At 63.2% G+C, this 13,243-nt stretch carries 15 protein-coding genes; 3 read left to right on the top strand and 12 right to left on the bottom strand.

The genetic code is table 11. From position 1 onward, the window contains the following. Window positions 1-179 precede the first annotated feature (179 nt). Both AC1DUB_RS17935 and AC1DUB_RS17930 read left to right on the top strand, forming a co-directional pair. Entirely contained in the window at window positions 180-716 is a 537-nt protein-coding gene (locus AC1DUB_RS17935) for an N-acetyltransferase family protein (RefSeq protein ID WP_477718662.1), read from the top strand. 7 nt (window positions 717-723) lie between these two features. Further along, window positions 724-1,182 (top strand): hypothetical protein, encoded by a 459-nt coding sequence (locus AC1DUB_RS17930; protein ID WP_477718661.1) that lies wholly within the window; start codon window positions 724-726, stop codon window positions 1,180-1,182. 286 nt (window positions 1,183-1,468) lie between these two features. Here the strand turns inward: AC1DUB_RS17930 and AC1DUB_RS17925 are convergent, their stop codons facing one another. The 11 genes from AC1DUB_RS17925 to AC1DUB_RS17875 all read right to left on the bottom strand — a co-directional run bounded on the left by AC1DUB_RS17925 (window position 1,469) and on the right by AC1DUB_RS17875 (window position 10,953). After that, a complete protein-coding gene (locus AC1DUB_RS17925; protein ID WP_477718660.1) occupies window positions 1,469-2,479 on the bottom strand; it encodes an inorganic phosphate transporter in 1,011 nt (336 codons plus the stop codon). Between the two features lie 14 nt (window positions 2,480-2,493). Continuing rightward, window positions 2,494-3,141 (bottom strand): DUF47 domain-containing protein, encoded by a 648-nt coding sequence (locus AC1DUB_RS17920; RefSeq protein WP_011482621.1) that lies wholly within the window; start codon window positions 3,139-3,141, stop codon window positions 2,494-2,496. Between the two features lie 281 nt (window positions 3,142-3,422). Further along, window positions 3,423-3,785, bottom strand: a complete 363-nt coding sequence (locus AC1DUB_RS17915; RefSeq protein WP_477718659.1) for a DMT family protein — start codon at window positions 3,783-3,785, stop codon at window positions 3,423-3,425. A gap of 54 nt (window positions 3,786-3,839) precedes the next feature. After that, window positions 3,840-4,802 carry an AEC family transporter gene (locus tag AC1DUB_RS17910; protein WP_477718658.1) on the bottom strand — a complete coding sequence of 321 codons (963 nt, stop codon included), beginning with the start codon at window positions 4,800-4,802 and terminating at the stop codon, window positions 3,840-3,842. Window positions 4,803-4,877: 75 nt separating this feature from the next. After that, window positions 4,878-7,061 (bottom strand): TonB-dependent receptor, encoded by a 2,184-nt coding sequence (locus tag AC1DUB_RS17905; RefSeq protein ID WP_477730669.1) that lies wholly within the window; start codon window positions 7,059-7,061, stop codon window positions 4,878-4,880. A 97-nt stretch (window positions 7,062-7,158) separates the two neighbouring features. Continuing rightward, window positions 7,159-7,575 (bottom strand): hypothetical protein, encoded by a 417-nt coding sequence (locus tag AC1DUB_RS17900; protein ID WP_477730668.1) that lies wholly within the window; start codon window positions 7,573-7,575, stop codon window positions 7,159-7,161. A gap of 18 nt (window positions 7,576-7,593) precedes the next feature. Next, window positions 7,594-8,208, bottom strand: a complete 615-nt coding sequence (locus tag AC1DUB_RS17895) for a DUF3299 domain-containing protein (RefSeq protein WP_477718655.1) — start codon at window positions 8,206-8,208, stop codon at window positions 7,594-7,596. Window positions 8,209-8,259: 51 nt separating this feature from the next. Then, window positions 8,260-8,547, bottom strand: coding sequence for a hypothetical protein (locus AC1DUB_RS17890; RefSeq protein ID WP_477718654.1), 288 nt, complete (start codon window positions 8,545-8,547; stop codon window positions 8,260-8,262). A gap of 8 nt (window positions 8,548-8,555) precedes the next feature. Next, the gene (locus AC1DUB_RS17885; RefSeq protein WP_477730667.1) at window positions 8,556-9,758 is read right to left on the bottom strand and encodes an ABC transporter permease; all 1,203 of its coding nucleotides are present in this window, start codon (window positions 9,756-9,758) and stop codon (window positions 8,556-8,558) included. Further along, the gene (locus AC1DUB_RS17880) at window positions 9,755-10,411 is read right to left on the bottom strand and encodes an ABC transporter ATP-binding protein (protein WP_477730666.1); all 657 of its coding nucleotides are present in this window, start codon (window positions 10,409-10,411) and stop codon (window positions 9,755-9,757) included. The genes AC1DUB_RS17885 and AC1DUB_RS17880 overlap by 4 nt, the downstream gene beginning before the upstream one ends. Continuing rightward, on the bottom strand, window positions 10,408-10,953 hold the full coding sequence (locus tag AC1DUB_RS17875; RefSeq protein ID WP_477730665.1) for a Fur family transcriptional regulator: 546 nt from the start codon (window positions 10,951-10,953) through the stop codon (window positions 10,408-10,410). The genes AC1DUB_RS17880 and AC1DUB_RS17875 overlap by 4 nt, the downstream gene beginning before the upstream one ends. A gap of 460 nt (window positions 10,954-11,413) precedes the next feature. On the opposite strand from AC1DUB_RS17875, the gene AC1DUB_RS17870 reads away from it, so the two are divergent. After that, window positions 11,414-12,418 carry a succinylglutamate desuccinylase/aspartoacylase family protein gene (locus AC1DUB_RS17870; RefSeq protein ID WP_477730664.1) on the top strand — a complete coding sequence of 335 codons (1,005 nt, stop codon included), beginning with the start codon at window positions 11,414-11,416 and terminating at the stop codon, window positions 12,416-12,418. Between the two features lie 213 nt (window positions 12,419-12,631). Here AC1DUB_RS17870 and msrA read toward each other — a convergent pair whose 3' ends face one another. Next, window positions 12,632-13,174, bottom strand: a complete 543-nt coding sequence (msrA, locus tag AC1DUB_RS17865; RefSeq protein ID WP_477730663.1) for a peptide-methionine (S)-S-oxide reductase MsrA — start codon at window positions 13,172-13,174, stop codon at window positions 12,632-12,634. Window positions 13,175-13,243 lie beyond the last annotated feature (69 nt).

Here is a 13,243-nt window from a genome sequence, read left to right as displayed (position 1 = left end):
GTAATACACACCCCAAATATTCCTGCAGCGCTTGAGACACACGACATGGCCACCCGGCCAGCGAAATGCTGCAAAGCCTGACATTATAACCCGCTGACCCGCTTCCGACGGTTTTACCGGAAAATGGATTCCTCCCGGCACCCGCCTAACCGATTTTTTAGCCAGAATTACCGCACCCCATGCCTCTCATACGCCCCAGCCGCGACGAAGACCTTCCCGCCCTCACCGCCATTTACGGGCACCATGTGCTCCACAGCACGGGCACCTTTGAAACCGAGCCCCCCAGCGTGGCCGACATGACGGCCCGCCGGGCCGATGTGCTGTCCAAGGGCCTGCCTTACCTGGTCGCCGAGGAGGACGGCAGGATCGCCGGCTTTGCCTACGGCAACTGGTTCAAGCCGCGGCCGGCCTACCGGTATTCGGTGGAAGATTCGATTTACCTGGCTCCCGACCTGCACCGCAAGGGCCTGGGCCGCGCACTGCTCACCGAACTGCTGGCACGCTGCGAGGCTGTGGGCATCCGCAAGATGATGGCCATTATTGGTGACTCGGCCAATGCCGGGTCCGTCGGCGTCCATCTCGCGCTGGGCTTCACGCAAGTCGGCCTCATCGAGTCCTGTGGCTGGAAATTCGGCGCCTGGCGCGACATCGTCATCATGCAAAAAACCCTGGGCGCGGGCGATACGCAACCGCCCGCCCAACTGCCCGCTCCATAATCCCCGCATGCACTCATTCACCTCAAAAAACAAAACAGCCGCCGCCTGGCTGGCCTTCATCGGCGGCCAGTTGGGGCTGCATCGCCTGTACCTGTTTGGCATGAAAGACCGCTGGCTGTGGGTGCACCCCATCGCCGCAGCCCTGGGCTGGTGGGGTGTTGAACGCGTGCGCTTGTATGGCCAGGACGATCAGCTCGCCTGGGTGCTGATTCCGCTGCTGGGCTTCATGCTGGCCGGCACCGCGCTGACCGCCATTTACTACGGCCTGATGCCGTTCGAAAAATGGAATGCACGCCACAATCCGGAGGCACCCGAGGCCCCCGCCGGCTACACCAATTGGCTCACCATAGGCGCCGTGGTGTTTGCCTTGCTGTTTGGCACCGTTTCATTGATGTCCAGCATTGCGTTCAGCTTCCAGCGCTACTTCGAATACCAGGTGGAAGAGGCGAGGAAAATAAGCCAGTAAACAGGGCCCCCACGCTTTTTCACTGCGTGTAATGCGCTGCCCCCCGAGGGGGCGGTTTCGCCTTGGGGCGGCCCGGCGTCGAAATGGGCCCCCACGCTTTTCACTGCGTGTAATGCGCTGCCCCCCGAGGGGGCGCTGCGCCTGCGGCCCGGCAAAGCCGGTTCCGCGGCCCCGGCTGAAGGGGGATGACCCCAAGGTTTGCTCACTGAACTCCGTTCGTCCTGAGCCTGTCGAAGGATGCCTCCCGGGGGCTGAACTTGCTTGGGGCGGCCCTGCGGAAAACCGTTCAGAAAATCTGCAGGCTGAACCAGTAGGCAATGGCCGCCACAAAGGCGGAGGCGGGAATGGTGAATATCCAGGCCCAGACAATGTTGCCGGCGACGCCCCAGCGCACGGCAGAAGCCCGCTGCGTGGAACCCACCCCGACGATGGCGCCCGTGATGGTGTGCGTGGTTGAGACAGGAATACCGAGCCCGGTCGCCAGGAACAGCGTCAGCGCACCGCCGGTTTCGGCACAAAAGCCGCCCACGGGCTTGAGCTTGGTAATTTTCTGGCCCATGGTCTTGACGATGCGCCAGCCGCCAAACATGGTACCCGCCGCAATGGCGAGGTAGCAGCTCACGATCGTCCAGCCAGGGGGGGCGGCGTCGCTCGCCGACGCATAGCCGGTGGCAATCAGCAGCATCCAGATGATGCCTATGGTTTTCTGCGCGTCATTGCCGCCGTGCCCCAGGCTGTAGGCCCCGGCGGACACCAGCTGCAGGCGACGAAACCAGCCATCCACTTTTGACGGCGTTGCGCGCCGGCAGACCCAGGCGACCAGCACCATCATCAGGGAGCCGAGCAGAAAACCCAGCAATGGCGATATAAAGATAAAAAGCACCGTCTTGAGGATGCCCGCCGAAATCAGGGCAGCGGCCCCGGCCTTGGCAATCACCGCGCCCACAATGCCGCCTATCAGGGCATGCGACGAGCTGCTCGGGATGCCGTAATACCAGGTCACGAAGTTCCAGGTGATGGCGCCGGTCAGCGCACCAAACACCACGTGTGTGTCGACAACACCGGGCTGCACAATGCCCTTGCCCACGGTGGCGGCCACGCTGAGGTGGAAGATGAAAATGGCGATCAGGTTGAACGCGGCCGCAAAGACGACGGCCTGAGCCGGCTTGAGTACGCCGGTGGACACCACCGTGGCGATCGAATTGGCCGCATCGTGGAAGCCATTCATGAAGTCAAAGGCAATGGCCAGGAACACCAGCAGCACTACGACCCACAGGGCGGTCTGTACGGTTTGCATAGCGGAGCCGGCGATCAGGAATTTTCGAGGACGATGCCCTCGATGAGATTGGCCACATCCTCGCACTTGTCGGTGATGGTTTCGAGCAACTCGTAAATGGCTTTGAGCTTGATGACTTCGCGCACATCCGGCTCTTCACGGAACAGCTTGCTCATGGCCGAACGCATCACACGGTCGGCATCGGACTCCAGCTTGTCAATCTCTTCACAGGTTTTGAGCGCCGCCTCGGCGGTGGCCGCATCATTGAGCTTGCCGATCAGGGCCACAGCATCCTTGAGCCGCTCGCAGCACTTCACGCTCAGGTCGGTCAGGCGCACGATCTCTTCGGTCATGTGGCGCACGTCATACAGCGCCATGGTTTCAGCAGAGTCCTGGATCAGGTCGGCCACGTCGTCCATGGTGTTGATCAGGGAATGGATCTGTTCCCGATCAATCGGCGTGATGAAAGTCTTGTGCAGCATCCGGTTCACCTCCTGGGTAATCCGGTCGGCCGCGCGTTCGGCGTTGTCAACGGCCAGGTTGTAGGACTCCCGCTTCTGCACGTCGCTGTAGTTGGCCACCAGGTCCGAAAAGGCATGGGCAGCCTCGACAATGCGGCTGGCATGCTGGTTGAACATCTCGAAAAAATTGCCTTCGCGCGGCAGCAATTTGCCAAACAGCATATCGAATCCTCAGGGAATATGTCAGAACTATGACGTTTTTGTAACTGCGGGGGAGTTTAACCGGGGTGGGATAGAGCCCCCACGCTTGTCACTTCGTGTACTGCGCTGCCCCCCGAGGGGGCCGCTGCGCCTGCGGTCTGGCAAAGCCAGTCCCGCGGCCCCTGCTTGGCTACAGAGTCCCCGCGCTCGTCACTTCGTGTACTGCGCTCCCCCCCGAGGGGCCGCTGCGCCTGCGGCCCGGCTAAGCCGGTTCCGCGGCCCCTGCCTGGCTGAAGAGCCTTTCAGGCGGATCGGAAGATGAAGTACACCGCGCCCATCATGCACAGCGCAGCCCACAGGTAATCAAGCTTGAGGGGCTCATTCAGATAAAACACGGCAAAAGGAACAAACACGCCCAAGGTGATCACCTCCTGCATGATCTTGAGTTGCCCGACGCTGAACTGGGTAAAACCGATCCGGTTGCCAGGCACCTGCAGCAGGTACTCGAACAAGGCAATGCCCCAGCTGAGCAGCGCGGCCACATACCAGGGCGAGGTCGCCAGGTTTTTCAGATGCCCGTACCAGGCAAAGGTCATGAAGACATTGGACAGCAGCAACAATCCAATGGCCTGGGCCGACACCGGAAACGATTGCAGGAATTGCATCAGATCACACTCCTATTCTTCATACTTCATACTTCATACTTCATACTTCATACTTCATACGGGCTGCCCGACCAGCAGCAGCACCAGGGTCAGGGTCAGCAGCGCCAGCACAGTGGAAACCGCCACGCTGGCCGTGGTCAGTTCTTCGGCAACCTTGTAGCGCTGCGAAAACAGAAATACATTGGCGCCGATCGGCAAGGCGGCCGCCACCACCATCACGGCCATGGGCACGCCGCCCACGCCCAGCAGATGGCACAGGGCAAACACCAGCAAGGGATGCAACAGGTTCTTCACCCCGGCCAGCAACAGCGCCTGGCGCCAGTGCGGCCCCACGGGTGTGTAGGCCAGCGTCACGCCCACCATCACCAGCGCGAGCGGTCCGAAGGCATTGGCCAGCAACTCCAGCGGCTTGTCGATCGCGGCGGGAATCGCCAGCCCGGTTTGCGCAAACAGCAGGCCCGCGATGATGGGCAGCGGCACCGGATGCAGCAACGCGTTTTTCACGGCCATCAGCACCGTGGTCACCGGGTGGCGCGGTGCCCTTGTGACTTCGTCCGAAGTGCCCCGCTTTTGCTCGTAGGCCACAGCCAGCTCGAGCACCACCGTGGCGCTGGTGAGCAACACGAGTGAATGCACGGAAACCAGCGTGAGCAGCGTGACCAGGCCCACGGGCCCGTACATCAGGCCGACCAGCACAATGCCAATCATGACCGTGTTGGAAAACGTGTTGGCCAGCGCCAGCACGGCTGCGCGGCGATTGAAGCCCTGCACCAGCAGCGTGCCGGCAAACAGGATGATGACGGCCAGGAAATACGCTGCGACCGGCTTGAAGTCAAGTTGCTCGACGCGCACACGGCTCATGGTGCGAAACAGCAGCGCCGGCGCGAGCAGCAGAAAAACCAGGCTGGAAAGATCTTTAATGGCCACAGGCCTTATCCAGCCTGCGCGACCAGCTATAAAACCTGCAGCAATCAACAAGACAACCGGGAGCAGGGACACAAAGACAGGCTGGTTCATCCGGGGCAATCTTAGCGCGCCCTCCACCGTGCGCGCTCCTGGCGTCCCGCCTCCTGGTGCTCCATCTGCCTGCGCTTAAAAGGCGACCTGCAATCCCACCTTCAGGCTGCGACCCGGCAAAGGCGCTTTGGGAAATGCTGTGGTGGTCAGCACCGACGAAGCACTGTAGGCCAGCTGGTTGGTCAGGTTGTCCACCCTGGCATACCAGAGCAGGCTGGAAGGGCCGGCTTTCGTGCGGTAAGTCGCCGCCAGGTTCCATAGCGTATAAGCCGATGTGGCGCGCTGGCCCGCAGCCACGCGGTTCTGCGCCATGGCATGGTCAAAACCGATGCCGCTGCCCCAGGGCCCGCTTGCCCACAACAGGCTGGCACCCAGCCGCACCGGTGCAATGCGCGGCAACGGCTGGCCGTTGTTCAGGTTGGTGGCACGCACCAGGTCACCGCGCAAAGCCAGGTCCAGCGTGGAAGCGCCTTCCAGCAGGCGGATATTGCCGCTGGCTTCCAGGCCCACAAAGCGCGCACGCACGCCGGTGTAGGCAAACTCCGGCAGGAGCTTGTTGTCCGGATCGTTGTCATCCACACCATCACCGTCGGCATCGGCCGGATTGAGCGCGCCATCTTCCTGGCCATAGGTGTTGCCCGTTGCCATCAGGCCGATGTAGTTCCTGAAGCGATGCATGTAGACGTTGGCGGCAAAGCGGTTGGCCCCCGATTTCCAGCTGGTGCCCACATCAAGGCTGGTCGACTTTTCCTTGCCCAGCGTCGCATCGCCGGTTTCCCAGGCGTTGGTCGCCACATGAGGGCCCTGGGCGAAAAGCTCGTAATCCTTGGGCGCCCGTTCGGTGTAAGCCAGGTTCGTTGTGAGCTGCCAACCTGGCGCCGTATTCCACAGGGCGCCGAGCGCATAGCTGTGGGGCGTGAAGTCGCGCGTCAAGGGCGCAAACCGCGCCACGAGCGGGTTGCCCAGCGATTCGACCTTGACCGATTCCAGCCGACCGCCAAAGCTCAGCTTGCCCCAGCTTGTGCCGTATTCTTCGTACGCAAAAACCGCGTTTTGCGAGGTCTTGCTGTAAGGCGCAAATGCTTCCGCGCCGTCCGCCGAGAATCGGTTGTTTTCCGCCTGAAAACCCACCACCCCGTCCAGGTTTCCGAAGCGCGCGTGGCGCGCTTCCAGGCGGAAGTCGCTGCCCCTGTTCTTGAACACCGTGCCGGGCGTGGCCCCTTCAAACTCGGTGTGCATGTAGTCGGTATGGCTCAACTGGCCCTTGATGCTCTGGACAGGCCCGCCCAGGTTGCGCACCTCGCCTTCCAGCGCGACACGGTCGGACTTCATGTCGATGGTCACGTCGTCTTCAGCCACGGTGCCGTAGTTGCTGCGGTAAGTGCTGACCGACGCGCCCAGGTAGCCCTGGTCAAAAAACACCGAGCCCCCCACCGCACCGCCCCGAACCTTGCTGGCTGAATTGCAGATGCGGTTAGTGGTGGTGTTGACGCCGTCCTTGGTGCAGGCCAGGTCGGCCGGCACCTTGACATCACCGGTTTCGCGGTTGAATGCGTCCACATGCAGGGTATAGCGATCGTTGCCGCCTTCGAGCAAAGCGCCGCTGCTTTTTTCGCGATTGCCGGTCGCCAGGCCCAGGTCGACCTTGCCGCCCACGCCGCCTTTTTCATCGAACAGCGCCTCGCGCGGGATGCGGTTGTCGATCACGTTGACCACACCGCCCACGGCACTGCCGCCATACAGCAAGGCCCCGGGCCCGCGCAGGACCTCGATGCGCTCGATGCTGATCGGATCGGTCGTGACCGAGTGGTCGTAACTGAGGCTGGACGCGTCCAGCGTGGCGCCACCGTTGCCCAGGATGCGGATGCGGTCACCATCCAGCCCGCGGATGATGGGCCGGCTGGCGTTCGGCCCGAAGTAGGTGCTGCTCACGCCGGGCACGCCGTCCAGCGTCTCACCCAGCGTGGTCTTGGAGCGCAACAGCAGTCCCGTTCCCGAATACTGGGCGGCAGGCGCTATTAAATCAGTAGCACCTAACGGGTTGCCCGTGATGGTGACTTCTTTCAGGCTGCCCACTTCAGGCATCGCAGGCATAACAGGCGTTGCAGGCGTCTGCGCGCTTGCAACGCCGCATTGCAGCGCAGCCGCGGCGCCCAGCATGAGCACAGCCCGCTGAACGAAGTGATGCGGAAAAAAGGGAGCGCCCGGACGGGCGTAAACGACGGTACCGGCGGCACCGTTCAAAAATGATGGGTTCATGATGACCTTGTTGAATCGGGAAAATGCGAACCTGCTCAGGCGCAGGGGCAAAGCTGCGCCCTGGCCTGGAGGCCAGCGCATCGCAACCTGGGGGGATTCAGCTGGTCAAGGGCGGGCCGCGCGCGTCGAACAGCGCCGCCCAGCGGGCGAGTGCTTCGCCCTGGGGAATATCAACAACACACGATGACAGCAGTATCGGCAAGCTCAATGCCGGCAGCGTGGGCGCCGCATTGCCATGGCTGGCCTGGTCAAACAGGCGGCAATCCGAATCGGCGTCATGTGAGGAGAAAAGTGACTCCAGCCAGCCATTGCCATGGTCGGCATGTGGGCCTTGATCGTGATCGTGATCGTGATCGTGATCGTGGGCATGATGGTGCCCCTGCCCGCTGCCCACTGCCTGCATCTGCGACCCGTGCACCACGCCATGCATCAGGCCCAGCATCTGCGCCAGCAACAGCGCGAACACGAGTAACCAGGCCAGGGACCTGGCCGGAGCGCGTGGCAACCGCGTCATGCGAGCCGGCCCGAAACCTTACTTGATGCTGGTCGCATCGGTGATCCGGTAATACAGGCCGTAGGCGTCGTCGTTGAGCACCAGGAAGCGGCCCTCCACCACCACCGGCTCCATGCTGTATTTCACCGGCGTTTTGGTCTTGACCTCGACCATGCTTTCAGGGCCGCCCGGCGTGCAGAAGGCGCAGGTGAGGGGCACGGACGACAGCAGGAAATGGCGCTGTTTTTCGCCCGGGTCCAGCGGCATCATGAAGCCCTGGATACGCTGGGTTTTCTGGTTCAGTGCCAGCTGGTCCATGCTGAAGACCGGCAGAATGCGGTTTTTTTCGGTCTTCGTTTTGACCGCCGTCAACACCGACCAGGGCACCACGTCGTCTCTGGCCGAGAGATTCGGGAAAGGGCTGTTGACGCCATGCACCCCCGGCCCCCGACCTGCCGGAAGTTCAAAACCGGGCGCAGCAGGCGCTGCGGATTTCGCAGTACCCGAAGCCAGCGGCGATGACAGCGTTTGCGCCGGCAGGCCGGTTGCGGCCAGAAGCAGTGCGGAACCCAGCGAATACGCGCACGCCAGTCGAAGCGCCAAACGCCCTGTCGACGAGCCCGTCGAAGGTTCAATGCAAAGACGATTTTTCACGCGGTGCTCCAGAAGTTGTAGCGCGGTGCCAAGCCGGATTATTCACCTGCCTCAATGAACGTGTTTCATGCCGCAGTATTTCCCTACCGCCAGCCCTTTGCAAGCAGCCTGCAGTTCCTTCTCGCACACCTCCTCCTTTTTGCCCGATTCCAGGCACTTGGCCGCGGCTTCGTGGGCCGCGGCCATCGCGCGGTGTCGCTGGACGTCTTCCTTGGTTTCCTTGTCGCTGTGCTGCGCATACGCCACTGAAGCCACTGACAACACGGCACCCAGCGCAACGGCGGCAAGAATGGACGGCGTTTGTTGAAGGACGTTCTGAAGGAAAGCAAAGTTTTTCATAAGAAGTTTCACCTTGGTTGAAGAAGTTCAAACACGTTGACCCGGTAGGCCTCCCAGGCGGGCAGCAACGCGGACGCTAGCGCCACACCCAGCGCCAGTACCGGCACACTGACCAACTCGACCGGCCACGACAGCGCACCGATCAACACCGATTTTTCCAGCTGCAGCGTCCAGCCAATCAGCGCCGTCAGCCCCTGCCCGGCCAGCACACCCAGCAGCGTGGCGAGCATGGCCAGCCACAAGGCCTCACACAACAGCAGGCCGGCCACCTTGCGCGGCGGCGCACCCAGCATGCGCAGCAGGGCCAGGTCGGCGCGGCGCTCGCGCACGGCACCCCACAAGGCAATGAATACGCTCAGGGCCGCGGTGAGCAGCAGCACGCCGGCCAGGGCGCGCAGTACATCGGTGCCCACGCCCACCATGTTGAGCAGGCGCGTGATTTCGAGCGCCGGGGCCGCCGCCTGCATGTCGGTGCTGCTGTTGATGTAGCGCGGAAAGGTCACCGCCGCCAGCGGCGACTTGTACTGGATCAGCGCCAGCGTGACCTCGCGCTCTTCTTCCAGAATCTTCTGGTCTTCTTCATCGAGGGCCGTGTCGGTTTCATGCACCTTCCACACCGACTCGGTCGCGGTCAGCACCAGGCGGTCCAGCACGGTGCCGCTGGGCGCCAGCACCCCGGCCACGGTGTAGGGAGTTTGTCCGTGCACATCCCCGCCACCCCCGAGGCCATGGGTCCCCGCAAAGGTGTCACCTACTTTCAGGCCGGTTTGCCGGGCGACTTGCGCGCCAACCACCGCCTGCATGGGCTGGGCCCACAGCGCGCCCTGCGCCAGCCGGGCGTCGTAATGCGAGATATAGGCCGGCGTGGTGCCCACAATACGGAAGCCGCGAAAACTGTCCCCCAGGCTGATGGGGATGATTTTGGCCACCTGCGGATGGCTCTCCAGCGCCTTGACAGCGGCCAGCGGCACATTGCCCGTCGGCACATCCAGGTGAAACACGCCCGACAAGATCAGCTGCATCGGGCTGCCCTTGGCGCCCACCACCACATCAATGCCGGCGAGGTCGCGCTCAAAGGCCCGGCTGATCTGGTGGCTGACCAGCAGCAGGAAAGTGACAGAGGCCAGCCCCAGGCTCAAGAGCAGCAGGTTCAGTGTGGCGGCCAGCGGCCTCGACCACAGGTAACGCCAGGCAAATGCTATTGTTTTCATGGCCTGCCAGCCCCCGTTTTCAGAGACTGAAGGCCTTTTTCATCCTTGAAAAAAGTGCCGACCCGGCCATCGTGCGTGGCAATCACCAGCGTGGCGCCCTGCTGCTGCGCCGTGCTTTGCAGCAAGGCCAACGACGCCGCAGCAGCCTCATCGTCCAGGCTCGCGGTGGGTTCGTCGGCCAGGATCACCGACGGTTTGAGCAGCACCGCCCGGGCCAGCGCCACCCGCTGGGCCTGCCCGCCCGAAAGCTGCGCCGGCCTGCGGCCGGCCAGCGCCTGCACATCCAGCGCTGCCAGCGCTTCGGCGATGCGGCCCTCCTGAAGCGGCTGGCCGGCCGCCCATTGCGCCAGGGCCAGGTTGCCGTGGACCGTCAGTGCTGCGCTCAAGTGAAGACGTTGCGGCAGGAAACCGATGGTCTGCGCGCGCCACGCATCACCGGCAGCCTTCCCCAGCGCCTGGATGGACTGCCCCGCCACGGTCATGCTGCCCTCGCTGGGGCTCAGCAAACCCGCCGCCAGCGCCAGCCAGGTCGACTTGCCCGAACCCGACGCGCCGCGGAGCAGCAGCACGCCACCCTGCGCCACGTCCACATCGTCAAACCGTAGTTCCGGGCCGACGGAGTAGCGGTAGGCGAGTTGGCGGGTGCTGATCACGCGGTCATGCCCTGCGAATCAGCGGTAGCAGTAGCGGCCACACAGTCGGCACACACGCCCCGCACGGCAAAGTCCATGCTCGTGCCCTGGTAGCCCAAAGCCTGGAGCGCCTCCAGTGCGGTTTGCGCGGCGCGTTCCAGGTCCCTGGCATTGGCTTCGAGCGCACCCGCGAGCGGGCTGTCGCGGTGGCAGCTCTGGCATTCAAAATGCGGGATGGCATGCACGCTGGCGGGCATGGCCTGGTAGCGGCGCACCCGGTTCACGTCCACCCGGCACAGCAACAGGCCCACCTGCGTCAGGCGGTCAATCAGGCGATAGAGCGTCACGCGGTCCAGTGCGCCACCCTGAACCTGCTCACCCTCCCCGTCCCTCGCCACCGACAGCGCCGCTTGCAGCTGGCCATGGGTGTAGCTCGTATCGGGATGCGCCAGCAACCAGCCCAGCACCAGGCGTGCCCCGCTGGTACGGCGCAGGCCATGGGCTGACAGCAGTGCATCGATGGGGTCCGCAGTGCGGACAAGGGTGGGAAGCGCGGAGGCCATGGTTCCGTAGGTTTTTTTCGGTTCTTTTTTTGCACAATAACGCAATCGAGTTGCATTATTACCGGGTTTGCAAGCCTTTCGGCCATTCGCCCATTTTTTTCAGTCATAGCGGCACGCCTGCCCGCTGGTCGCTGCGGGCGTCACTTGCTGGCGTCACTTGGCGGGAACGAATAAGCGAACGGCCCAGGCGCGCGCAGTTAAGGGAATGGCCCCATCCGGCTGTGCGGGCAGGCGCTCTCGCAGGCACTCCCGGAGTTCCGTGCGGGCCGTCTCGGTCAGCGACATGGCATAGGCCGGAGCGGGACCCTGGCCGCCCAGGAAGAGTTGCCAGTAGTCATCGAAACTGGCGAACGGTGTGGGTATGTCGATGGACCTGAGCAGCGCCTATCCCCTGAATGCATGAGGGACTGGCCAGTGATGGAGATCCACGCCTTATGCGAACCGCTGTATAAACAAACCCATGAATGACACGATCAAGAGCGGCACATTGCAGGCGCGCGAACAACGCCCCACTCATCTGCGCGCCCACACTTACCACGGCCTGGCGCCCGGCCCGCGCCTGCTGGTGACCGGCGCGGTGCACGGCAACGAAGTCTGCGGCGCGCGGGCCATCTCGCAATTGCTGGAAGAAATCGACAACGGCCAATTCGCCATCGAGCGCGGCAGCGTGACCTTTGTGCCGGTCACCAATCCGCTGGCCTACCAGCTCAGGCAGCGCACTGGCGAGCGCAACCTCAACCGCAACATGGCGCCGAGCGCCATTCCGCAGGATTTCGAGGACCGGATTGCCAATGTGCTGTGTCCGCTGCTCGAATCGCATGACGTGCTGCTGGACCTGCACTCGTTTCACACCGGGGGCGCTTCTTTTGTGATGGTTGGGCCGCAAAACAATAACGGCACGCTCGAGCCGTTCCGCAGGGCCGAAGAAGAAATGCAGTTGGCCCTGCACACCGGCGCGCCTCGCATGGTGGAGGGCTGGCTGGAAACCTATGCGCGCGGCGTACAGCGGCGCGGCGCGGCTCCGGTCGCGGTCGGCAATGCCCGCACCCAGACGCTGGTGATCGACCCCAACTACGGTGTGGGCACCACCGAATACATGCGTTCACGCGGCGGCTATGGGGTGACGCTGGAATGCGGCCAGCACGACGACCCGCAGGCGGTTCAGGTCGCCCGGCATGCCATTTTGCAAACGCTGGCCTTGCTCGGAATTGCTTCCCTGCCACTCGCGCCGGTGCCCGTGAACCCGGAAATCCTGCGTCTGGTCGACGTCATCGACCGCGAACATGCCGACGACCAGTTCAGCCGCGAGTGGCGCAGTTTTGATGCGGTGCAGGCCGGCGAGGTGATTGGCGTGCGCCACGACGGCTCGGAGGTGAAGGCGCCGGCAGACGGGTTTGTGGTGTTCCCCAATCCGCACGGCGACGCGGGCCAGGAGTGGTTTTATCTCGCACAGCGCCGGGTTTAGGGATTGCAGGTTTTTGTTTTTTGGCGCCCGGCCCATGCGGCCGTGAGCTGGCGCCTGATTCGCGCCCCTTCTTACTTCTTACTCCTTCCCCCGCTGGGGGAAGGTTGGGATGGGGGCCTCCGGCTTGATTGACCGGTGCGGGGTGCCCATGCGCAGGGGAGCCCCCATCCCCGCCTTCCCCCAGCGGGGGAAGGAGCCACATGCGCTTGACCCTCAGTCCTTCACGCGCGAGGCAAAGGTCTTGCGGAATTTCTCCACCCTCGGGCCCACCACAAAGGCGCAATAGCCCTGGTTGGGGTTGTTCTCGAAATAGTCCTGGTGGTAAGCCTCGGCCGGCCAGTAATTGGCCAGCGGCAGCACTTCCGTCACGATGGGTTTGCCAAACAGCTTGTCCTGGCTGGCCTGGCGAATGAAGTCGTCGGCCACCTGCTTTTGCTCGGGCGTCGAGTAATAGATGCCGCTGCGGTACTGGGTACCCGCATCGTTGCCCTGCCGGTTCAGGCTGGTCGGGTCGTGGATCACGAAGAAGATCTCGAGGATTTCACGCAGCGAGATTTCCTCGGGGTCATAGGTCAGCTTGACGACCTCGTTGCATCCGGTGCGCCCGGTGCACACGTCCTCGTAACTGGGGCGCTCGGCCTGGCCGTTGCTGTAACCCGATTCGACGTCGGTGACGCCTCGCACCTTGACGTACACCGCCTCGGTGCACCAGAAGCAGCCGCCGCCTAGCGTGATGGTTTGGGGGGATGAGGGCATGGAAATCTCCGCTTGAAACCGTTGGTCATCGTTAGTCGTAAAGAGAGCGATGATCTTACGCCGCAGGCC

Source organism: Polaromonas sp. P4_F9, from assembly GCF_056401235.1.
This window is presented reverse-complemented; position numbering and strand designations above follow the sequence as displayed.